Origin of the sequence: Granulicella sibirica (assembly GCF_004115155.1) — a bacterium.
Taxonomy (GTDB): domain Bacteria; phylum Acidobacteriota; class Terriglobia; order Terriglobales; family Acidobacteriaceae; genus Edaphobacter; species Edaphobacter sibiricus.
Genome location: NZ_RDSM01000002.1, coordinates 1,222,282 through 1,244,467 on the forward strand (window position 1 = coordinate 1,222,282; position 22,186 = coordinate 1,244,467).

Annotated in this window: 20 protein-coding genes and 1 tRNA gene; 5 read left to right on the forward strand and 16 right to left on the reverse strand. The window is 58.7% G+C overall.

From position 1 onward, the window contains the following. Positions 1–234: 234 nt before the first annotated feature. From GRAN_RS15965 to GRAN_RS16000, 8 genes are all read right to left on the reverse strand, one after another. Positions 235–2,553 carry an ATP-binding protein gene (locus tag GRAN_RS15965; protein WP_128913967.1) on the reverse strand — a complete coding sequence of 773 codons (2,319 nt, stop codon included), beginning with the start codon at positions 2,551–2,553 and terminating at the stop codon, positions 235–237. After that, complete coding sequence (locus GRAN_RS15970) at positions 2,550–3,779, reverse strand: Pvc16 family protein (RefSeq protein WP_128913968.1); 1,230 nt, start codon at positions 3,777–3,779, stop codon at positions 2,550–2,552. Before GRAN_RS15970 ends, GRAN_RS15965 begins: the two co-directional genes overlap by 4 nt. Then, entirely contained in the window at positions 3,776–4,495 is a 720-nt protein-coding gene (locus GRAN_RS15975) for a hypothetical protein (protein ID WP_128913969.1), read from the reverse strand. The genes GRAN_RS15970 and GRAN_RS15975 overlap by 4 nt, the downstream gene beginning before the upstream one ends. Positions 4,496–4,665: 170 nt before the next feature. Continuing rightward, a complete protein-coding gene (locus GRAN_RS15980) occupies positions 4,666–5,352 on the reverse strand; it encodes a T4 family baseplate hub assembly chaperone (protein ID WP_128913970.1) in 687 nt (228 codons plus the stop codon). A 51-nt stretch (positions 5,353–5,403) separates the two neighbouring features. After that, positions 5,404–5,934, reverse strand: coding sequence for a phage tail protein (locus tag GRAN_RS15985; RefSeq protein ID WP_128913971.1), 531 nt, complete (start codon positions 5,932–5,934; stop codon positions 5,404–5,406). 24 nt (positions 5,935–5,958) lie between these two features. Then, positions 5,959–7,500, reverse strand: coding sequence for a phage tail sheath family protein (locus GRAN_RS15990; RefSeq protein ID WP_128913972.1), 1,542 nt, complete (start codon positions 7,498–7,500; stop codon positions 5,959–5,961). A 261-nt stretch (positions 7,501–7,761) separates the two neighbouring features. After that, positions 7,762–8,658, reverse strand: a complete 897-nt coding sequence (locus tag GRAN_RS15995; RefSeq protein ID WP_128913973.1) for a response regulator transcription factor — start codon at positions 8,656–8,658, stop codon at positions 7,762–7,764. 422 nt (positions 8,659–9,080) lie between these two features. Continuing rightward, positions 9,081–9,494 carry a cupin domain-containing protein gene (locus tag GRAN_RS16000; RefSeq protein WP_277751221.1) on the reverse strand — a complete coding sequence of 138 codons (414 nt, stop codon included), beginning with the start codon at positions 9,492–9,494 and terminating at the stop codon, positions 9,081–9,083. A gap of 777 nt (positions 9,495–10,271) precedes the next feature. On the opposite strand from GRAN_RS16000, the gene GRAN_RS25790 reads away from it, so the two are divergent. Continuing rightward, positions 10,272–10,550, forward strand: coding sequence for an alpha/beta hydrolase (locus GRAN_RS25790; protein ID WP_192898023.1), 279 nt, complete (start codon positions 10,272–10,274; stop codon positions 10,548–10,550). A gap of 116 nt (positions 10,551–10,666) precedes the next feature. Continuing rightward, complete coding sequence (locus GRAN_RS16010) at positions 10,667–11,566, forward strand: alpha/beta fold hydrolase (protein WP_206662778.1); 900 nt, start codon at positions 10,667–10,669, stop codon at positions 11,564–11,566. Between the two features lie 467 nt (positions 11,567–12,033). On the opposite strand, the gene GRAN_RS16015 is transcribed toward GRAN_RS16010, so the two are convergent. Then, a tRNA-Asn gene (locus GRAN_RS16015) sits at positions 12,034–12,108 on the reverse strand. A gap of 111 nt (positions 12,109–12,219) precedes the next feature. Between GRAN_RS16015 and GRAN_RS16020 the strand changes: the two genes are divergently transcribed. Then, positions 12,220–12,792: a carboxymuconolactone decarboxylase family protein gene (locus GRAN_RS16020; protein WP_128913975.1), complete on the forward strand. Its 573-nt coding sequence runs from the start codon at positions 12,220–12,222 to the stop codon at positions 12,790–12,792. Between the two features lie 6 nt (positions 12,793–12,798). Here GRAN_RS16020 and GRAN_RS16025 read toward each other — a convergent pair whose 3' ends face one another. From GRAN_RS16025 to GRAN_RS16040, 4 genes are all read right to left on the reverse strand, one after another. Beyond that, on the reverse strand, positions 12,799–14,049 hold the full coding sequence (locus GRAN_RS16025; RefSeq protein WP_128913976.1) for a CAP domain-containing protein: 1,251 nt from the start codon (positions 14,047–14,049) through the stop codon (positions 12,799–12,801). A gap of 65 nt (positions 14,050–14,114) precedes the next feature. Further along, complete coding sequence (locus tag GRAN_RS16030; protein WP_277751222.1) at positions 14,115–15,092, reverse strand: GDP-L-fucose synthase family protein; 978 nt, start codon at positions 15,090–15,092, stop codon at positions 14,115–14,117. 30 nt (positions 15,093–15,122) lie between these two features. Next, positions 15,123–16,208 (reverse strand): GDP-mannose 4,6-dehydratase, encoded by a 1,086-nt coding sequence (gmd, locus tag GRAN_RS16035; RefSeq protein WP_128913977.1) that lies wholly within the window; start codon positions 16,206–16,208, stop codon positions 15,123–15,125. Positions 16,209–16,253: 45 nt separating this feature from the next. Beyond that, complete coding sequence (locus GRAN_RS16040; RefSeq protein ID WP_338323451.1) at positions 16,254–17,564, reverse strand: glycosyltransferase WbuB; 1,311 nt, start codon at positions 17,562–17,564, stop codon at positions 16,254–16,256. A 129-nt stretch (positions 17,565–17,693) separates the two neighbouring features. Here GRAN_RS16040 and GRAN_RS16045 point away from each other — a divergent pair, with 129 nt between their 5' ends. Further along, entirely contained in the window at positions 17,694–18,596 is a 903-nt protein-coding gene (locus GRAN_RS16045) for an ABC transporter permease (RefSeq protein ID WP_128913979.1), read from the forward strand. Between the two features lie 84 nt (positions 18,597–18,680). Then, the gene (locus tag GRAN_RS16050) at positions 18,681–19,166 is read left to right on the forward strand and encodes a metallophosphoesterase family protein (protein ID WP_128913980.1); all 486 of its coding nucleotides are present in this window, start codon (positions 18,681–18,683) and stop codon (positions 19,164–19,166) included. On the opposite strand, the gene GRAN_RS16055 is transcribed toward GRAN_RS16050, so the two are convergent. The 3 genes from GRAN_RS16055 to GRAN_RS16065 all read right to left on the reverse strand — a co-directional run bounded on the left by GRAN_RS16055 (position 19,141) and on the right by GRAN_RS16065 (position 22,154). Continuing rightward, complete coding sequence (locus GRAN_RS16055; protein ID WP_128913981.1) at positions 19,141–19,713, reverse strand: hypothetical protein; 573 nt, start codon at positions 19,711–19,713, stop codon at positions 19,141–19,143. The genes GRAN_RS16050 and GRAN_RS16055 overlap by 26 nt on opposite strands. 72 nt (positions 19,714–19,785) lie before the next feature. After that, the gene (locus GRAN_RS16060; RefSeq protein WP_128913982.1) at positions 19,786–20,733 is read right to left on the reverse strand and encodes an ABC transporter permease; all 948 of its coding nucleotides are present in this window, start codon (positions 20,731–20,733) and stop codon (positions 19,786–19,788) included. After that, positions 20,730–22,154, reverse strand: a complete 1,425-nt coding sequence (locus GRAN_RS16065; protein ID WP_128913983.1) for a hemolysin family protein — start codon at positions 22,152–22,154, stop codon at positions 20,730–20,732. The genes GRAN_RS16060 and GRAN_RS16065 overlap by 4 nt, the downstream gene beginning before the upstream one ends. Positions 22,155–22,186 lie beyond the last annotated feature (32 nt).

Consider the following 22,186-nt stretch of genomic DNA (forward strand, 5'->3'; position numbering starts at 1 on the left):
TGTAAACGGATTGTGCGATCTGCCTCCCAATCGTTGCGGGACTTTGGTCCTGCCCAAGCCTTAATCGTGGGGACTGCGCCGAGATGGTCGATCTGCTTTCCAGACCAGATATGTTTGCGTCGTTTTCGACAAGCTGAGCCAGCTCTCGTTCGATGGTTGCCCGCAAGACTCCGCGTTCGGAGTTCGACAACCGCAAGCCTTTCATAGTGAGTCGATCGATATGCAGCGATATCTTCATGCGGTGGCTCCCTTTGGAGCTGCTTCCGGAGTTGATGTCGTCGAAACAGATCGCGCCGGTAGGCGGAAGTCCAGTTCGTTGATTGGCCGCTCGAGCTTCTGAAACTCCGTTCTGGCCGCGTCAAGAATCAGCGGCATTGTCACCTTCGATTTTTCCCTCGCGGCAAGAAATGCCGCATTCAGGGCGATGCTGTGAATGTGGCCTCCCGCGATGTTGAGCCGGGCCAGACGATCGAAGTCGAGGTCGTCTTTCGGCACACTTGCCGTGAATGCACGCTGCCAGATGGCTTTGCGCTCCGTTGCCGCCGGAAATGGGAAGTTCACAACGAAGCGCAGCCGGCGAAAGAACGCGAGGTCGAGCGCGCTCTTGCTATTTGTGGCGAGAATTGCCAGTCCGCGATATGCCTCCATCCGTTGGAGCAGATAATTCACTTCGATATTCGAATAGCGGTCGTGGCTATCCTTCACTTCGCTGCGTTTGCCAAACAGAGCGTCGGCTTCGTCGAAGAAAAGAATTGTCCCGCCCATCTCCGCGTTGTCGAAGAGCTGCCGCAGGTTCTTCTCGGTTTCGCCGATATACTTGCTTACCACTGCCGAGAGGTCGATGCGATAGAGGTTGAGTTTCAGGTGGTTTGCGATCACCTCGGCAGCCATCGACTTGCCCGTCCCGCTGTCTCCGGCGAAGAGCGCGCTGATCCCCAGCCCGCGGCTGAGCTTTTCGGAGTAGCCCCACGTCTGGTAGACGGTTGCGCGGTTCGCAACCTGCTCGGCAATCTGCTTCAGCAGGTTCAGTTCATGTGGCGGCAAAACGAAGTCATCCCAGGTCGCCTTCGGCTCGAGCCGTTGCGCCAGCCCATCCAACTTTGGCCTACAGGAGAGCAGGCACGTCGTCCATAAACGGTCCGCCAAGGGGACATCGGCGTGGTCTGCCGCGGTCAGGCTCTCGTGCGCAATCGTGTGAAGCGTTGGCAGATCGAGGTTGAACTGGTCTGCCAGTCGCGCCGGAATGTCTCCTGCCGCCTCGCCGAGTGAATCCTTCCACGCATTCACCTGCTCTGCCGTTGTGGGACGGGTTACATCAACCGAGTGCGATGGCCTCGTCGAAGCCGGAAAGCTTTCGCGCGTGTCCAGGAATACTGAGCCTCCGACGCGATCGAGGAACCTCCCCAGCAATGCTTTCGACGGACCGGCCTGTGGCTCCGCTCCGAACGCTGGTGCCTCTACAAACAAGGCCAGTGGCATCAGCAATCTTTCGCGATGCCACAGCCGTCCCATCAGTTCAAGATCGGCCGCATGCGTAGGCAGCAACGCTGCCTGTAGCTTGTAGAGCTGCAATTGCATCGACCGCGTAATCTCGCCGGCTATCGATTGTTTCGTCGCCCCTTCGTTGCCCAGCAACTGGATCATCGGCGCGGCCGATTCGCCCTGCGTCAACCGGGCAAGAATCTGGTCGATGATCAACGAGTGGGAGGGCGGAAGTGGATGCCCATTCGACTGGGTGTCAAGGGCCTCGAGGTACGGACTCAGCCGTTCATCCAGCGTATTCAACCCTTTTACATAGCTCAAGAGCCGCTCGTCCAAACGCAATGGGCTCGCCGCCAACGCGTCGCCATTGTTCTGGATAATCTCTACCAGCTTCCAGAAACGCAGCGGCTTTTCAGGCGACAGCGCGTCCCAGGATGCCTCTTGAAACAACGAGAAGGCGAGCGCGAATGTCGGCTGCCGCGAGCCGGGCGGGCACCGCGCGCACAGCGCCGCGATTTCGGAATCCAGCTCGAAGCCCACGCATAACATCAGAATGTCCCGCTCGAACGGGGAGAGTCCGAGAAGCTGTGACAGGATCAGCAAAGCCGGCGGTGGATGGATCGCCGAAGCCGCTTCATCGAGGGCCGCCTTTGCGGCCTCCAGCGATTGAGATACCGGCGGCGCCGACGCAGGTTCTGGTGGTGGTTCTGGTGGTGGCTCGGCCGGTGCGGGAGGTGTCGGAATTGGCGTTCCGGGGCCAAGCAAAATCGGGGTCGATGGCTTCGGCTGCGTACGCGGCGCGAATCCTTTCCACTTCCAGAAGGTCTCGCGCTCGACGGCATCAACGACGGCCGTCTCCACTACTGCTTCAACCACCCGCTCGACGGTCTTGAGCTTGCTTGGTGGCTGAGTAGGCTGCGGCGATGTGGTTTGCTGTCGCGCCGTTGGTTGCATCGGGGCAGCCTCTGCCTCCCGCCTGTCGACGCGGTCCTGCAAGGTGGCGCGCACCCACGCTACCGCTGCCGACAGATACTTCGAGTTCCCATCGAGCCATGTGCTGGCGTCCGTCATGACACCGTCACCTTCTGCGTCGGATCGAACGCCGGGGGCGTTGTCGAGCGATTGATGTAAATGCTGTCCACGCCGTCCACCCGCAGACGAGCGTAGAGATCGCCGGCGGGAAGTGCAGCCGCGTTGAAGGTCAGCGTCGCCGTCTGCGTCGCATGCGCCTCGGACAGGACCTCCTGGCTACCCAGCAGAAGAGAGGCCCGCTGTGTCGGCCATATCTGTGGCGAACTTGTCACCGTGTAGGTGATATTTGGTCCCGGCGCGGTCTTCGGCGTGATCGTCATCTTCGGGGCCAGCGCAAACGCGAGCTGGTTCGTCGAGCGCCGATAGCTCTCGCCCGGGCGCTGCACCATTACACCCACCGTGTAATATCCTGCCGGCCACAGCGCGGGAGCGGATGGTATTTGCACCGATATCTGCGTGCTCGATGACCCTGCGATCGGCGCGACCTCGATTGGGTTCGCGAAGAGTGGGTGGCTAAAGAGCACTCCGATGCTTGTACCGTCGAGCGCCGAACCCATCAAGGTCAGCGTGCCGCCGAGTTGTGCAACCACCTGATTCGCTGCGAACCCAATCGTAGTCAGCGCAGGGTATGGCGAAGACAGATTGGTCTGCGAAGCGATGCCTTTGTCTCCCGGTCCGCGCGTGAGCACTGGCAGCGGCGTGCGCGAAGGCAGGGTGCTGTCGATCAACACTACGGACACCTCGTAGGCAACTGACAAGCGATACTGTGTTGCGAAACCGGTCCACAGCTTCGATATCTCTTCAATGGAAAGCGGCTGCAGCGTGATGCGCACTCGGTCCGCCTGCGTGTCAAGATTGTTGCCGGGCAGGGAAGCCGCCGTCGCCAACTGAATCTCCTGGGGGCCAAGCAGAGCGTGGTCATGCAGGATGCTCATCGCGCTTCCCAACAGAAGATGGCCGTTGGGTGTTGTTGCATCGTTGTCTTTTCCGAACGCTGTTAGTAGATAGAAGAGGGTGAGCGCCAGCGGCGGAATTCCACTCTCGCCTGGTGCCACCTGCGAAGGCACGTTCATGTTGCGCCACGCCGCGTCCGGAAGGACCTGGTACAGAAATAGATTCAACTGGTTCGAATTCAGGTTTCCGCGAGCTTTGTCCGGCGGCAGGATCGTCACCATCGTGTCTGAAAGGCTCGGATCCGCGGTGACGCCGCCAAGGATCGCCTGGAGCGTCATCGTCGCCGCGGCTACTGCCGCCGCGCTGCTCATCCCATCCCTCCGGCTTTCTTCTGCCGCAGGTAGTCCTCAAGCGATATGCCGTCCTGGGCCTTCTTCGTGGCCGGGCGTGAGGAAGTCTGACTCGTTTCGGCGATCACATCTATACGGCCGATGCTGATATGGATCGTTCGCTCCGTGTCGGATGCAGCGATCTTTGTTGAGCGCTCTTTTGCCTCAGCCTTCGAACGCAGCGTGGGCATTGCTGCCACCTCTTTCACTGCAATGTGCGCGAGCGTAGGACGGCTCAACAGTGGAAAAGCTGCTCGGCTTTCCGTCGACGACGGAATCGGCTTCGGTTCAGTCTCGGCGTTACTCGCGCGTGGTCTCGGCGGAGCTTCTTTCTCTTCGGTTCTTTCGATCCGATCAGAGATGTTCTTTGCGGCGACCGGCTTTTCCTGTTCTCGATTTCCATCCTGCGCGACAAAGTGCTTGTTTGCGTGGCTCTTCTCTGGCGTGGAAGCTCGTTCAATCTCGCGGGTGCTTTCGAATACCGATATACCTGAAGGCTTAGCAGACGCCACTGATCGAGCCGGTTCCTGAGCTGAAACGCCAGTACGCGTCCGCTCCGGCGGTTCGGCCTGCGACGTCACGTGTGTCTGGAATTCGGGTTCTCGCACGGGGCGGAGGGCGTTTTCGTCATCTGGACGCGATCTTAGACCTTTTCGACTATCCTCAGGTGTTTCGTCTCGCGGACGCTCGGCCACCATCGAAGGCTTCCGCTCCCGTTCGGTGGGCGCATCTGGACCTCCTTCGACGTCTATCTCCGATGGTGCGACGACTGCCGCCTTGCCCGTCGGCTCGAAGATCGATCGAACCCTCGGTTTCAGGGTCATAGAGGATGAAAAACTTCTGTCGGCAAGATGCTTCAGAAAGTCGCTCATGTGTTCACCATCGCAAGGTAGACTTGTCGCCGGGATGCGCTTAGGGAAAGCACTTCGGTCTCGGTCCATCCATACGCGCTTGCCAATGCATGAACCTCACGCAGCGTCCGCTTTGCCCACGCGTCAAGCTCGCTCCATAGAAATGCCACGATATCCAACCGCTCCAGCCATGAGCTTTCGCACGCGGCGCAAGCCACTTCCAGTACACACTCCGCCTGCGGATCGAGCGCCGCCATCTTCTCCGTAAGCTGCTCGACAGTCTCGGCGGATAGTTTTGTTGCATCCACCCGTACACCTTCCGACGTGACGCACCGGGCCAGGATCTTCGAAGCAGCCTGTTCGGGCTCCATTCCATCCGCCGCTGCAAGGTCCGAGCTGTTTGGTCGCCGCACCTGAAATTCCCGTCCATCTCTAACTATGATCGCCGTGCTTTCCGTGCCGCTTAGGGAGGACAGTGTCGCTGCTTGCTTCAACTGTGCCACCTCGACTGCTACCTCAACTGCCGTCCGGCATCGCGGGCAAGTGCTTAGCGCTGTCAGCTCTGGCCCGAACGTCGATGCCTGCAGGGCAAGCAACAGTCCGTCACGCTGTCCGATGCTGAGCTCACGCACCTGCTCCCGCGAAAGCTCCGGACAGGCGCTTTCGAGGATCGCAAGCGCGCGCTCATATGGCAGGCGGTCCAAGCCTTCTTCCCAAACATTCAGGAAGTCCGATGCGGTCATTGCCCGCATAGATCAAGCCCCCGCTGGAATGGTGAAGGATGGCTCAGTCGGCTCGGTCACAGCCTGGTCGCGTTCCCAGCCCTCGTTCTCGAGCTTGATATGCTGGATCGCAATTGCGTTAGCATTCGAATCCAGGTCGGGCATTGCCTGGAACTCCGATACCCAGCACCGGTAGATCTTGTACGCGATCGCAAGCTGCCCAGCTTCGTTGTAGATCTCGATCGTGAGATCTTTGCGAAAGTCTTTGAGCGAAACCTCCGAACCGAGTCCCGCCCCAACGCTCCACACCTTGTTTGCCCACTTCTCAAACTCGAGATCGTGGGTCACGCCGCGCTCCAGCGTGATCGCGTCGTACTCGGTGCGGCCCGGTGACTTGCGGCTTGACGAAGGATCGCCGCCGTCGCGATGCTTCACCACTTCAGTGGTCCGCTTGAGCGTACCTACCTTGCTGATGCCAGCGACATACTTGCCGTCCCACTTGACCCGAAATTTGAAGTTCTTGTACGGATCGAAGCGCTGTGCATTGACTGTGAACTGTGCCATGGAACTCTCTCCTTAAGTCGCGATTTAGGTCGCGATCTGACCGGCGATCTGCTGAATTTGAATGACAACGAACTCGGCTGGCTTCAACGGAGCGAAGCCCACAAGCACGTTCACAATGCCCAGGTTGATGTCGTTCTGCGTGGTCGTCTCGCCGTCGCACTTTACGAAATAAGCGTCGGTCGGCGTTGTCCCCTGGAACGCGCCCTGCCGGAAGAGGTTCTGCATGAAGCTTCCGACATTCAGCCTCAACTCGGCCCACAGCGGCGAATCGTTCGGCTCGAAGACGGCCCACTTCAAAGCGCGATACAGGCTCTCTTCGATGAACAACGCAGTTCGGCGGACTGGAACATACTTCCATTCGGAACCCAGCTCATCGTTTCCCGCCGTGGTGCGTGCCCCCCAGATGACCGTCCCATACACGCTGAAGTTTCGAATGCAGTTCACCGCGACCGGGTTCAGCACGCCGTTCTGCTTGTCATTGAGCGGCACCGCGACTCCGGAGACTCCTGCTAGGGACGCCTCTGTTCCTGCAGGCGCCTTCCAGACTCCACGATTTGTGTCGGTCCGTGCATACAAGCCCGCTACAAAACCGCAGGGGGGGTAGCTCGCGGGCCGGTTCTGGTTTAGAGGATCGGGTGCGAGTATCCACGGAAAGTAGAATGCGCTGTTCGTCCCGGTTAGTGGCGGCCCGGTCTGCAGCTTCGTGTAGTCGGTAATGCCCGGGTCAGAGTCGCAAATCAATATTGCGCGATGCCCCTCGCAGAAGGTCTCCGCCGTGCTCAGCGTCGCGCCGACAATCTCGCCGGGGATGCAAAGCAGATTGAACAGGTCCACCTGGTCGAGCAGCGGAACCCCCGTGCCCGGGGTCGCCGGGAAGAGGGCCGTCTCAAATGCCCCACCCGCAGCGCTGTTGGTGCTTGGGGCAAGCACTGCTCCATCGGCTCCCCCGGCAAGCGGCGGAGAAGAGAGCGGCTTGGCCGCCGTGGGCAGAGGCGTATCCGCTGGCGGAGCTGTTGCTCCGCCGACAATGACAACCTGCACGAGGCTCGATTGCTTGTTGATCACATCCAGCACATAGCGTCCCTGCGGATCGGGCGTGACCATGGAAAGATTTTCATACGACTCTACGACCGTCTCGGAAAGCGCGCCCGGCGGCGCGTAGACGACCTGTACGCGAAAGCGGGTCGGGTCAGCCGTCTGCTTCTTTGTCGCGATTGCGTAGTTGCTTGCCCATGCGCCCGGATTCTTTGCGGTGAAACTAAGTACACCGCCGATGGCTACCACGCTGGCCTTCGCATCGCTGCCTGCGATTCGTACGATGTACGCCTGCTGGCCGCCATTGATGAAAAATTGCGACACCGCGTAGCCGAGCAGGCTGCGAGTGTCCAGCCCACCATACAGACGGTTGTAGTCCGACCAGCTCAGCACGAGACCGGCTGACGTTGTCGGCCCCTGAGGTGCCCAGCCAACGAAGGCCGCGATCGAAGTTGCCACGCCGGCGATGGTATGGACCCCACTTGGGATCTCCTGTACATACACGCCGGGATAGGAAGTCATGACTGGCATTTAGTTCCTCCACAAAACATCTATTGCGAACTGCTTCCCGATCACACATCCGGGATGTACTAACAAACCCCTGTCCGCCTAAGTGCGGAATTCCACCTGCGCTTGCGAAGGCTCCGATTGCACTGTGACTTCAGGCCCCGAAACGTTTCGCTTCCGACAACCGGAAAGTTCAATATGATCCCTGGAAGCCGAACCGCGAGTACCCGAGCCGCGAGTAACAGACGGGTTCGCATGAAGAGAACACTGCTTGTCGAGGCGGCGCTAGGACTTTCTTGCAACGGAAGTAGCACTATCTTGCAGTTCTGCTCTCTCAAGCTGCGGAAACAGTGCAATCTGCGATGGTCCCGTATCTGCCCGATATCGCGATGGACACATACCAATTTGCTTGCGAAACATGCGCGCAAAGTAAGAGAGATCATTGAATCCGACTTCAAACGCAGCATCTGTCACCGAGGACCGCCGCTGTTTCATCAACTCTGCCGCGCGGCGAATACGAAGCTGCACGACATAATCCTGAAAGGTTATGCCGTTCACCTTTTTGAATATCCGGCTAAACTGAAACGGGCTCAGATCGCACATATCTGCGGCCTTCGCCAGAGGAATTTTGTCGGGATAGTTGGCGCGGAGATACGCCACGGCCGGCGATAACTTGTTGAACTCCGGCGAACTCAGTTTAGGTTGTGCCGTCGTCCCGACCACGTTTACCGACGGCTCTGCATGAAGTGGCCGTAGCGAGTCGCACACCGTCTTCACCGTACAGGGCTTTTGGATGTAGTCCCAGATCTGCTGCTGGACGGCCCACCTCTGATGAATCTTCGATTTACTTGTCGTCAGCATTACCACGGGCAGGGATTGAAATCGGCTCCTCACGCGCTCCAGGACCTCCAGGCCCTTTCTAGTCGGAGTGTCGAAGTCGAAGCACGCCGCCCACGGCGCAGTCGACTTCATCACATGACACAAGTCGAACGGCCATCGCACCGGTTGCACGGCGAAACTCTTTGGAAGACTGAGCGGAAGATCAAGCTTCTCTCGCTTGACTAAAAAATCGATCCACAAGAGGTTTGGAAGAAGGTTAGGGGAAGCGGACATCATGGCACCACGCAGGAGATAGGTTTCGACGGCTTCGAACGATCCCGTTTCAGGGATTCTTGGGCCCAAATCAAAGCTCCCTCCAGGGAGAGCAGAAGACTAACCTATGTGGGGTAAATCTTCATTACGGTACGAATAAGCGCTTGCCGTGGATGGCTGTTCGCGGTCACTCAAAGGCGGTGTCTCAGGGGGTCGCCTTCGCTCTTCGCAGTTCCAAAAGATGGTGAACCCGACGCCCGCATCGTATCAGCCGAGTTCATGAGGCCGCCAGGTCGATCGTTTTCAGACATCTGCGAATTTTTGGCGCGGCCAGTACTCATGGGTTTGCCGACGGCAATGTCGAAGGCGCGCCGGACGTAAACTTGATAATGCGGCGAAGTCGCGTTTCGCGGCTGCGCAAATTGGTTCCCTAAGTATCGTCGCCTATGATGCATTCCACAGCCTGCCGCACTGGCTGGGTTCCCTTAGCGGGCACAGAATGGGCAAAATGTCTACACAGTGTGCGACATCACTCGTGACAAGAGATCCTGATGAGATTTGAGGACGAATAATGACTGTGATCGAAAGAGCGCCGACGGTAGATAGTGGTAGCCGCAATGATCGCTGATTTCGGTCAGCCTTTCCTTGTCCTGAGGGAGCGTGAGGCCTGAAATCGCGCGGAAATAATCGTCAATCCCGCCCCCGATCGTTGCCAACATCATGTGCCCCGGCGCCGAGCCCACATTCCGGAATGCGTGATATGTATTCCGAGAGGACAAGATCGCTCTACCGTTAACCATCGGTACCCAAATCCCGTCTTTGTAGAACTCATACTGGCCCTCAAGTACGGTGAAGATCTCTTCCTCTTTCACGTGCATGCGGGGGGGCGGTCCGCCGCCAGGTGGAGTCGTCTCAATAAAACGCAACAGGTGTAATTAGAGGACTTGCTGGAGACCACAATTTCCAGAGAAAGGTCGTCAAGAATGGTGATGAAGTCCTGTTCTGCCAAAATTCCTCCGTAAATAGAAACTACTTCTAAGACGAGTATTTCGAAGCGGTAGTTATCCTCTTAGAAGACCTTCGAACAAAATTTACCCGCACCTGTCTCCCGTGGGGCAGCCTCTGTTATCGATGACTGAGTTTAGATTTGCCGTATTCAGTCGTTGATAACAGTCAGTATGGAGTGACCGGCGCCGACCGTGGGTTAGGCTGTGAGCGTCCGAAGGGCGCAAAGTTCAGAGCCACAGAGGAAGGGAGCCGGTCATAAAGGAGAAGGTACTAATTTTAGGTTTGGATGTCCATGCTAAGACGATCGCCGTAGCGGTCGCAGAGCCGGAAGGTGAAGTGCGGAGCCTGGGAACGATTCCGAACCGCGCGGAGTCTATTCGCAAGTTGATCAAGAAGTTTGGTTCGGCGGCCAAGCTGAGAAGCCTGTTATGAAGCCGGACCGACGGGCTACGTCGTGTACTGGCAACTGGCGGAGCTCGGCATCGAGTGCGAAGTTGTGGCAACCACGCTGGTACCGGTCAAGGCTGGCGATCGAGTGAAGACCGATCGAAGGGATGCCGAGAAGCTGGCGCGATGCTACCGATCAAGGGGATCTGACGGCGGTCTGGGTTCCGGATGAAGGTTCTGAAGCGTTACGCGATCTGGTGCGAGCTCGCGAAGCAGCGAAGCAAGATCAGACTCGATCGCGGCATCGCTTGAGCAAGTTCCTTCTGCACTCCGGTCAGCGTCCACCAACCGCCCCGGCCCTGGGCACGCCTGTCACGACCGCGTCCTGGAGAGACAAGCCCTCCTGGTTCATCGTTGCAAGCAGGGACCGCACAATCTCCCCGCAGCTTGAAGAACTGGAAGCCAAGCGGATGAACGCCATCACGACAAGAGCAGATTCCTGCCATGTGGTGATGCTGTCGAAGCCCGAAGTAGTCACTGATGTCATCATTCGCGCCAGTCATGCACTCGATAACGATCGGCAGTAAGGCTCACCACAGTAGCAGCTTGCGCCTCGCGGCAGAACATTTGGCTGACCTGCCGAACGCTTGCGATCACCCTTCCTTCAAACCGTCTCAGATCAACCTCGTCAAGAATGGACAACGTGAGCTCCTACACCCACAACACTGCACCCACTCAGTTCGTCGAGAGCGAAGGCATCCGTTTTGCTTTTCGTCGCTTCGGTAAACAGGAAAGCATTCCGCTTGTCTTCATCCCTCATATCCTGGGGAATCTGGACAGCTGGGACCCCTCAGTGACAGACGGCCTCGCGGCTGACCGTGAGGTTATTCTCTTCAACAATGCCGGGGTCGCGAGTTCGAGCGGGGAGGTGCCCACGACCTTCGCAGAGATGGCCAAGAGCGCTGGAGTCTTCATCGATGCTCTCGGACTCACTAGAGTGGATGTTCTCGGGTTCTCGATTGGGTCGATGATGCAGAACGTTGCTCTAGAACGGCCAGATTTGGTGCGCAAGCTGGTGATCGTCGGGAGTGGACCCCGCAACGGCGACGGGATTCCGCTGACACCTGAGTCTCAGGCCATTTTCACAAACAAGTACGGGAACCTCGATGACTTTTGGATCGACGGCTTCTTCACGGCGTCTCCTGAGAGCCTAGCGGCGGGTCGAGCATTCCTGGAACGCCGAGATGCACGTGTGGAGAATCGTGACACCCCTATCGGGGAGAAGGTGCAGCCTGCGCAAATTCGCAGCTCTTCAGGAGTGGGGGAACCCGATCGGAGAACGCTTCGCTTATCTGCAGGGCATCAAGATTCCCGTCCTGATCGTTGGGGGGAAATCGGACATTATCTTTTACACGATCAACTCCTTCTATCTCGAGCAGAGCCTTCCGGACGCACAGCTGATCCTTTATCCCGACGCCGCGCACGGCTCGCTCTTTCAGTACCCGGCTTTGTTCGTAGAACATACGGCAATGTTCCTGCGAGGCTGACGAGGCACCATGAACATCGTCGCAGCGCTCTTCAAAAGCAACTTGCCAATCCGTGACAACCTTAAGCGTGTGGTGGCTCGTTAGAAATATTCGGGGATTAGCGCCAATCAAACGAAGGATCCATATGGATCACCTCTTCAATCGCACCAAGCGTTCTCGCGTGAAGAAAATTCAATGGCGCTCATTGAGCCCTTGCTCAATTGATGTGGGCGGGATTAGTAACGAGAAACGCCGTTCTCGGCAGCAGTGAATTTGCGAGTGCGCAATCGCGAGTGCGTTCATCGGGACTTGGATTTGTCTCGAATGTCCCATCGCCAGATTCCGATCTCAGCTTCTGAGAAAGGGGTTGTGAGGTTCCCACGCTCGAACACGTCGCGCTGACCAAACAGATCCCAAGAGGGCGACGCGCCAAGAATATTTTCTGCTATTCGGGCGCAACAGCCACCAAAACAGCCACTCGACCAAAACGAAGAAGACCACCTCATGGGTGGCCTCTGTAACTTGTTGCTTCTTATGGTATTTATGGCTCCTGAGGTAGGACTCGAACCTACAACCCTTCGGTTAACAGCCGAATGCTCTGCCATTGAGCTACTCAGGAATGCCTTGTTGAGGGCCGGCTTCTGCTGCGCCGCCTCAACCGTTATACCAAACTTGTGCGGGTGGGTCAAAGTTGCCGCGCGTTATCATGGGCACTTGGAGGAGCTTTCGTATGTCCAGAATCTCTCGTTTGCAACGGGACGAAGTCTTGCCAGAAGCGGTCGCGATCTACGACAAATATCTGCGAGACCGTGGCAACGTGCCCAACATGTTTCGCACCATGGCGCATCGGCCCGAGATCTTCAAGACGATCATCGCTCACATGGAGGCGGTGCTGAACACCGGCACGCTCACCAAGGCGCTCAAAGAACTCGTCATTGTGCGAACGTCCCAACTGAATAGAACACCCTACTGCCTCGCCTCTCACACGACCATCGCGAAGAAGCTCGGCTGGTCCGAAGCTCAGATCGCCGCTCTTGATCAACCCGCGACCGGGGAGTTTTCCGAGCGAGAGAAGGTAGCCATCCACCTTGCCGAGATCATGACGCTCGACGCGCATGGGTACTCGGACGCGGATTTTTTTCGGCTCCGGAGCTTTTTTTCCGAAGGAGAGGTCGTCGAGTTGATGGCCGCAATCGGCTTGTTCAACTACTTCAACCGTTTCAATGATTTGCTGGAGATGGAACCAACGCAGCCTGCGAGCAAGGAGGAACTTGCTACTGCTGGCATCGCGGTCGTCTCGTAGCCGTACTCAGCGATAAAGAAGAACGGCGAGACGATAGGCTGTGAACGGGCTTGTTCCATCCCCGGAGCAAGCCCCAACGATCGCCTCACGGTAGCGTCCCGAGCCAATCTCCTTCGTCAGCCTGTCCGGCAGCAGGTCGAGATTGTCCGTTGTGTAACGCATGATGAAGAGAGGCTGGTTCCTGCCTTCGTATCCGGATTCGATCGCGCAGGCACTGCGAGCGTCTGCCCGGCCCGGAAGAATCACGAGCCCGTGCTCATCCAGCAGTCTCCCGACGCTAACCTCCTGGGCGTCAAACGACAGCAGCTGCGTTGTATGTGCGAAGTCCTCCACGGCATAGAGTTGTCCCGCGCGGGAGACAACGGAGATACCCACCGCATCCACACGTGCATCGAGCAGGTTCTCCCGATGACCGGGGGAGTTCATCCAGGCGTGATGGATAGTGCCCGCATCGGGTGCCTCTGCCACGTTCTCCGAGATGAGTGCAAACTTCGCTCCCGCGCTCGCACCCCGCGCCGAAAGTTCCGGCTCTCCTGCGAACTGATGTGAGATCGTCTGGTGAGCAGCCATTTCAGACGCATGCGCCGAGGCAGCCCGGGCAAGGCTATCGTCCCAGCTGAGTTCCGACAAGCCCCGGTCCGCCCGTTCGCGGTTCGCTTGCTGAAACAGGAACGCCTCCGCCGAACTCTTCGTTGAAGGCGCAGTGGAGGGCGAAGTCGAGCGCTCAGCAGGAACTGTCTTACTCGGCCGAGGTGGCCCCGAATCTAAAAAGGAAGCTCCGCCCGCAATAGCCAGGCGCCCGAAATCTTCTACCGCGTAAATCTCTCCAGCGTTGACGACAATCGCAATCCCAACTGCGTTATACGCCGGATTCAGCAGGTTCTCCCGGTGACCTGCGGACTCCATCCAACCCGTCTGGATCCGAAGGACGCTCGGTGCAAAGGCGACATTTTCAGCGACAGCGTCGAAGTTGACGCCGAGCCCGTTGACTCTCGTCAGCAGGCCTTCTTCATCGGAAAACTGATGGGAGATTGCCTGCCGCCCCGCCATCTCGCGAGCATGCACCCGCGCCGCCTGGGCAAGAGCAGGATCCATCACAAGCGCCGGTACGCCCCTTGCCGTGCGCTCCTGATTCGCCGCCGAGAGCAAATACTGTTCACCTATGTTTCCTTGGGCGAACAGCGGCGCCGCAACGACACAGGCACAAAAGCCCTGCAGCAATGCTAGGAACACCCACCGTCGCAACACTGGAGTCATAGCTGGTTGAACCCCACTTCTCCAAGGCTGTCGCGCGGCTTCTTCCGGTCGTCTGCCTTGCGACTTCAGGCTGTCAATTCATCCTTGACCAGGTTCCAAATCTCTTCGATCCCCTGTTCCAGCACGATCGTCGGGCGCCATCCCAGAGCCTTTAGGCGGCTCACATCCATTAGCTTTCGCGGCGTACCATCAGGCTTGCTCGTATCGAAGACAAGCGGCCCCTGAAAACCGGCCACGCGTGCAACCAACTCCGCCAGCTCCCGAATCGTCACATCCTCACCTGTCCCGATGTTGATCAGCGGCGGGGATTCCTCGGACAGGAAGCTCCCGAACTTAGCTTCGTCCAGGTTCAGCAGAAAGACGCAGGCACGAGCCAGATCGTCCGAGTGAAGAAGCTCCCGGCGAGGCGTACCCGTGCCCCACACGACAAGTTCGCCGTTGCTGGATGTCTTTGCCACCGCCACCTTCCGCATCAGTGCAGGAAGCACATGCGAGGTCGCCGGATCGAAGTTGTCCCCCGGCCCATAAAGGTTCGTGGGCATAGCGGCCAGATAGTGTGTGCCGAACTGCCGATTGTAGCTCCAGCACATCTCGATGCCGGCGATCTTCGCCATCGCGTAAGGCCGATTCGTCGGTTCCAGCGGACCGGTCATCAGGCACGACTCCGGCATTGGTTGTGGAGCGAGCTTTGGGTAAATGCACGAAGAGCCCAAGAACAGAAGGCGATCGACCCCGTTACGGTAGGACGCCTCGATCACATTGTCCTGGATCACCAGATTCTCCCGAATGAAGTCCGCCGGGTACGTCTGGTTCGCCATGATGCCACCCACCTTCGCTGCCGCCAACACGACGTGCTCGGGTCTAGTCTCCTCAAAGAACGCTCTCACAGCGTTGGGATCGAGAAGGTCAAGCTCCGAGCGCGTCCGCAGGAGCAGGTTCGTGTAACCCGCCTTTATGAGCCCTCGCTGAATGGCCGAGCCTACCAAGCCTCGATGCCCAGCGATGTAGATTCGAGCGTCGAGCGGCATGTACGGCTTGGACATGATCTTCTCCATCGACATAAGCGCTAGGCTCTACGTTTCACGAACGTTGTACGCATCGAAGCCGTGTCGCCGAACCAGCGCATCCCGCTGCGCCGCCTTCAGGTCGGCCTCGACCATCTCACGCACAAGTTCGTCGAAGGAGGTGGTCGGCGTCCAGCCAAGCTCCTCCCTCGCCTTCGACGCGTCGCCAAGAAGCGTATCGACCTCAGTCGGCCGAAAGTATCGGGGGTCGACTGCGACCACCACGCTGCCGAACGGATCCAGTGCTTTCTCCTCGGAACCGCTTCCCTGCCAGCTTAGCTCCAGATCAAGTAGCTCGGCGCAGCGCTTTACAAACTCTCGTACGCTGTACTGCTTTCCGGTTGCGATAACAAAGTCCCGCGGTGTGTCCTGCTGCAGCATCAGCCACTGCATCTCAACGTAGTCGCGTGCATGTCCCCAGTCCCGCTTTGCGTCGAGATTCCCGAGGAAGAGCGATGTCTGCAGCCCCACCTTGATCCGCGCCAGGCCCCGCGTAATCTTTCGTGTCACAAACGTCTCCCCGCGAAAGGGACTCTCATGGTTGAACAGAATCCCGTTGCACGCATAGATTCCGTATGCTTCCCGGTAGTTCACAACGATCCAGTACGCATACATCTTGGCCACGGCATAGGGAGAACGCGGATAGAAGGGTGTCTCCTCATGCTGCGGGCTCTCCCGCACGAGCCCGTAAAGCTCGCTGGAAGACGCTTGATAGAATTTCGTTTTCTTCTCCAACCCGAGAATGCGGATCGCCTCCAGCAAGCGCAGGGGACCAAGCGCGTCTGCGTCGGCAGTGTATTCAGGCTGCTCGAAGGATACCTGAACGTGCGACTGAGCGCCGAGGTTGTAGATCTCGTCTGGTTGTACTTTTTGCACGATGTGGATCAGCGACGAAGAGTCGGTGAGATCGCCATAATGCAGAATGAACTTCGGCTGAGGGTTATGGGGATCTTCATAGATGTGGTCGATGCGGGCGGTGTTGAAGAGCGAAGATCGACGCTTGATGCCATGGACTTCATAGCCTTTGGCTAAGAGGAACTCCGCGAGATAAGCCCCGTCTTGTCCTGTAACCCCTGTGATCAGGGCTTTTTTCAAAAAAGAGCCTCCGTACCGACCTCATAGTACCCGGTCTGTACTGGCTCAGTTTACTTGAATCACGGGCTCGGGTTCTCGTATCAAGGAGAGTAACTCCTGCTCGAAACGTGCGAGAACCTGCTCTCGCCCAAGATGCCTTACAGCGTACCGGCGCGCCGCTGCCCCAAACTTCGAACGGAGCGTAGGAGAATCGATCAGGCAACGGGCTGCCTTCTGGAGCTCCGTCGGATCATGCGCCTGAACCACCAGGCCGCACGGGTCGATATCCAGCGCGTCGCTTCCTCCCACCACGTGGGCAACCTGAGTTCCGGGTTCGGCGATCGCGACGACCGGCCTTCCGCTTGAAAGCATTCCGGTCAGCTTCGAGGGCATCACCAAATCCGCCGCGCCGGGGCGCTGCGGCAGCAGATGAATATCCGCGGCGTTCAACAGATCGTTCAACCTTTCCATCGGCTGGATATCGATAAGTGTCACGTTGGGCCGGTGCGCGACCATGCCTTCGAACATAGACCGGAACGAGCCTTCTCCGCAGAAGAGGAAGTGCACCCTCGGGTCGTCTTCGAACGCTGCGGCCAGAGGCACAAGGAGCTCCAGCCCTTGTTTCGCGCCCATGTTTCCGGAGTAAAGAAGAATGATCTTTCCCTCGAGCCCAAGCTCCCGGCGGAACGAGTTTTGGCTGCCTGCCGCCTGGGGGCGAATCACGTCGACATCCACCCAGTTTGGGAAGAGTCGGCTCTGAATGGGCGACACTCCCTTCGCCAGCGACCGCTCCACCATCTTCCCTGAAATGCTGGAGACGCGGCTGAACGCATCCGTGAACACTCGCTCCAGGCGAAGGGCGAAGCTCTGAACCCTGCCGTTCGAGGGGAGCAGGCCGAGATCGAACGCGGCGTCTACCTCGAAATCCTGTACGTGCAACCAGGACGCCGCTTGCGTCGTGCGAGCCAGTAGGAGTGCGAGCGGAGCCCCGAAAAATGTCGGCTCCACCGTCCAGATAAGGTCAGGCTTCCAGGAATGCTGCTTCATCATCACGGGGATACTTCCAACCATGAACGAGAAAAGATGGAGCATCCGCCGGGCACCCGACGGCTCTCGCGGTACATAAAGCGGAGTGCGGTAAACCGTCGGAGCGCCCGGGACCTTTGGCAGTTCCGTCCGATACCATTTGCCGCGATAGTCTTCGCGAACCTTCCACGCGGGATAATAAGGCGGGGCCGTGATGACGCGAATCTCGTGCCCCCGCGCAGCCAGCCACGCGGCCATCTCTCCGGTATACTTCCCTACCCCAGTGAGTTCCGGTGAATAGTTAATCCCATAGATAAGGATCCGAAGGCGGGCTGGGGGACTGATTCTCAGGCGTTGCTCTCCGCTTTCACGTAAACGATAGTCTCTCATTTTACCGTTACTTTGGGGACAGCGGGCTATTGATCCCTTCCATACCGTCAAGAGCTTGCGAATAACTTCTTTCGCCTGCATCCTGTGGGAATGAACTCTTCCGAAATCACGAGTTCGGCTGCGTCCCTCCCGATCCCGCGAAGAGCGTCTCGCCAACTTCTGGCAGAGTGCAAATCCCAGCCTCTGGCCGCATTCGGAGTCGCCCTCCTTTTCGTCTTCGTGGTCGCTGCCGTCTTTGCTCCATGGCTTGCCCCGCAGGACCCTGCTCACCTCAGTCTCTCCGGTCGTCTTCTTGCGCCGAGCCCAGCGCACTTGTTCGGTACGGACGAGTTAGGCCGCGACATCCTCTCGCGCACAATCTACGGAGCTCGCATTTCCATGATCGTCGCTGTCTCGGTCATCGCTCTGTCCCTCGCGCTCGGCCTGATCGCGGGAGGCCTGGCCGGCTTCTATGGCGGATGGACCGATACCCTCGTAAATGTCTACATCACGAATGCCTTTCTAGCGCTCCCGGGAATCCTGATCGCAATCGCCTTCGTCGCCTTCCTTGGGCCCGGTCTTGGCAATCTGATCATCGCCCTCTCCATCTCCGGTTGGGTTGGCTATGCTCGCCTTATTCGTGCTCAGGTCATGGCCGTCAAGGAACGGGAGTTCGTCGAAGCTGCCCGAGCACTCGGCGCATCGGACATTCGTCTCCTTGTAAGACACATTTTTCCAAACATCCTGCAGCCGCTTATCGTGCAGGCAGCGATCGGAATGGCGGCGGCGGTTCTCGCCGAAGCGACTCTGAGCTTCCTTGGCCTCGGTATCCCCGCCCCCGCCGCAAGTTGGGGCGCAATGCTGAACGACGGGAGATCGCATCTCTTCGAATCGCCGCATCTCGTCTTCTTCCCGGCCATGGCCGTCATGTTGAGCGTGCTCTCTTTCAACTTCATTGGCGATGCCCTCAGAGACTACCTCGATCCGAGGACGCGATTGTCCGTCGGAATGTAGCAATCAGCATCCCATGTCAGAGACAGCTAAGCTGAACAATATAAAGAACTACGGTGTCAATCCCGCGTAGCGAAGGAACAACTGATGCTGGTCGGAGTCATCTCAGATACCCACGGCCTACTCCGTCCTGAGGCTCTCGAAGCCCTCGCGGGGAGCGACCATATCCTACACGCCGGTGATGTGGGAGATCCCGCGATTCTCGAAGCCCTGCGCTCGATAGCCCCGGTGACTGCGATTCGGGGCAATGTCGATACGAGCGGCCCGTGCGCGGACCTCTCGCCTACCGAGGCGGTTGAGCTCGCCGGAACCCTCTTCTACATTGTGCATTCACTTCAGGATTTGGATATAAATGCGGCAACCGCTGGGGTTGCGTGCGTCGTCAGCGGACATTCCCACAAGCCGTCATTTACCCGCAAGGACGGCGTCGCGTATCTAAACCCTGGTAGCGCGGGTCCGCGCCGCTTTTCTCTTCCTGTCACCGTCGCCCTCGTGGATATCTTGCCCAATAGGCTTGAAGCGAAAATCATCCCGATCCTGGGTGTCCCTAACGATCGAAGTGAACGGAATTGAGGATCGTCTCCATCTGATGCCGGACGCTGAGAATCTCATCCTGCGTCATATCGCGGACACCACTGACCTCGCCACCGCAGAAGTTGTTCATCGCAAGGTCAAAGCGCAGGCATCCGTTACGCACCGAGAGTGTGTATATGTCGTCGCGGTACTCCGTGCATAACGTTCCGTGCTCGTCGTGACCGTGGTTAGCCTTCCTGTCCCCGACCACGGGAACGGTCTCGCTAAGTGCTTCTGGTTGAGGGACATACGTGCGGGCTAGGCTCGGGGGCGGGTTCACTTGGGCGGCGCACTGCACCTTATCGAGCTTGGGAATGAGGCTGACGTAGAGGTGCGCCCCCGAGAAAGTGCTCAAAGGAAAGGGGTTCTCCGCGATAGCGGCTACGAAGCGGAAGCGGGTATTTGGCGGCGCGGTACGGGCTTCGTGATGGAAGGTGCTGAGCTCGTGGTCGTGGGCTGCGATAGTCCAAGTTGTTGGAACGTCGAAGGTTAGATGGTCGGGGGCATCGTGAATGGTGTGTGTCTGAGCGGCTGCGATTGCGGGCAAGAGGAGCACTAGATGGGTCAATTTGTGCATGTTTGTGTGGTCAGGATGTGGGCCATTGTGCGGTAAAGCTGGTTAGCTGCGCATCCTCGGGTTGGCAATCGTGTAAGCGACGTCGGTTAAGAGATTGACGGCGACGTAGGTGAGTCCGACAGCAAGGATGCATCCCTGGACCAGAGCATAATCCCGATTGGAGATGGCAGACAGAGTCAGGCGGCCGATGCCAGGCCAACTAAAGATCGTCTCTGTCACGATGGCTCCGGCAAGCAACGATCCGAACTGAAGACCGGCGACCGTCAGGATCGGAACGAGGGCGTTGCGCAGGGCATGGCGGTAGACGACTTGATTCTCCGTGAGTCCCTTGGCGCGGGCGGTGCGGATGTAATCCTGTCCAAGCTCCTCAAGCATCGCCGTTCGCACCATACGCGTGAGGATCGCGGCGAGCCCGGAGCCGAGGGTGATCGCCGGAAGGATCAAATGGAGGAGGAAGGTAGGCAGATCGGTTCCGGGTCCCGAGACGGGCGTCCAGCCGAGGCGGATCGAGAACAAAAGGATCAGGATGGGGCCGAGAGCAAAGTTCGGAAAGGAGAGACCGACGAGCGAGACGACGCCGAGCGTCCGGTCCTGCCAACGATTGCGATGAAGTGCCGAGAGGATCCCGGCTGGTATCGCGACGGCTAGGCCGAGGAGAAGGGATGACAGCGTCAGGGCCAGAGTGTAGGGGTAGCGCTGCAGAATAAGGTGCATGACCGAATCATGCAGACGCAAGGACTGGCCCAGATCGGCATGCGCCACCCCGGCGAGATAGTGCATGTACTGTTCGGGAAGCGGTTGGTCCAGACCATATGTATGCCGAAGAACAGAGATGTCGGTCGAGGTAGCTCCTTCCCCAAGCATCTGCGCGATCGGGTCGCCAGGCACAAGATGGATAAGAAGAAAGACGACCGACACCACAACCCAGAGCACAGGGAGAGTGAGGAGAACGCGGCGCAGGGGTTTGGGCACTCTGGGCTGAGACGTCACGCCGCTCCGTCTCGCGCGGCGAGCGCTTCCTGCTCGGCCGCGGACGGCTTGAGCATCTCGACCTGAACCCGGCTGATGCGCCGCCCGATCATCTCGGCGACGGTGTAGCGGCGATCCTCGAAGACGACGCTCTCGTTCGGATGAGGGATGTGCCCTAACTGCGCGAGCAAGAAGCCTGCAAGCGTCTCGACGCCAGCCTCGCGGGGGAAGCTCCACTGGAGCTGCGTGTTGAGATCACGCAGCGTGGCGCTTCCGTCCAGGGTCATGACACCCGTAGACGACGTCAGAGCAGGACGCGAGGCAATGTCGAATTCGTCCTCGAGTTCTCCGACGATCTGCTCCAACGCGTCCTCTGCTGTCACCAGGCCGACGGTCGAGCCGAACTCGTCGACCACCACCGCGATCTGCCGGCGGCGATTCTGGAAGTCCTGAAGAAGCTCGACGGCAAGCTTGGTCTCGGGAACGAAGAACGGCTCCCGCATGACCTGGCGCAGCGTGAGGCCGGAGTCGCCGGAGCTTCCGAGCGAGAGGGCAACGGAGCGGAAGTGCATGAGCCGCGAGATGTCCTTCGAATAGACGATGCCGATGATCTGATCGGTGTCGGCGTGGCGGCTCTTGTGACGGCCGGGTATGGCGGTCTCGTAGACGGGAATACGCGAATGCTGCTCCTCGATGATGCGAGCGCTGGCCCGCTCGACTGACAGATCGGCAGGCAGCGAGAAGATCTTGCCGCGTGGCGTCATAATCTCCCGCACCGTCACATGGTTGAGCTCGATCGCGCGATGGATGATCTGCTCCTGGAACTCCGGCAACAACCCCATGCGACGAGTCGACGTCGCGATCAACTTCAGCTCCTCGGGCGAGTGGACAGGACCTTCGCCGGAGAGCGGCGCGTTGAACAGGCGGAGAACCGCGGCGGCGGATGAGTTCATGAGCTTCACCGCAGGCCGTGTCATGCGGATGAAGACGTCCATCGGTCCAGCGACCGCAAGGGCGATGCGTTCCGTCCGCTGAAGCGCGAGCGACTTCGGCACGAGTTCACCGAGCAGGACCTCGAAGTAGGTAATGACCGAGAACGCAAGCGCAACCGCGATGCCATGCGCGTAGAGGACGGCATGCGGTGGAAGCACTCGCAGAAGACGCGAAGCAGCATGCAGGATCATCTCGGCGACGGCCGGCTCGCCGATCCAGCCAAGCGCGAGCGCGGCCAGTGTGACGCCGAACTGCACGGCAGGAAGGAAGTCGTCGATGTTGCGTTTGAGCTGAAGGGCACTGCGAGCGCCGGGACGGCCGAGCGCGATAAGCTGCTCGATACGCGTCTCACGAACGCTGATGAGCGCGAACTCCGCAGCCACGAAGAAGCTGTTGGCCAGAATGAAGAAGGCCACCATGATCGCGCGGAAGAGCATCCACTCCAGCATTAGGGGTCAGTTTACCATTTGGGCATTGGGCT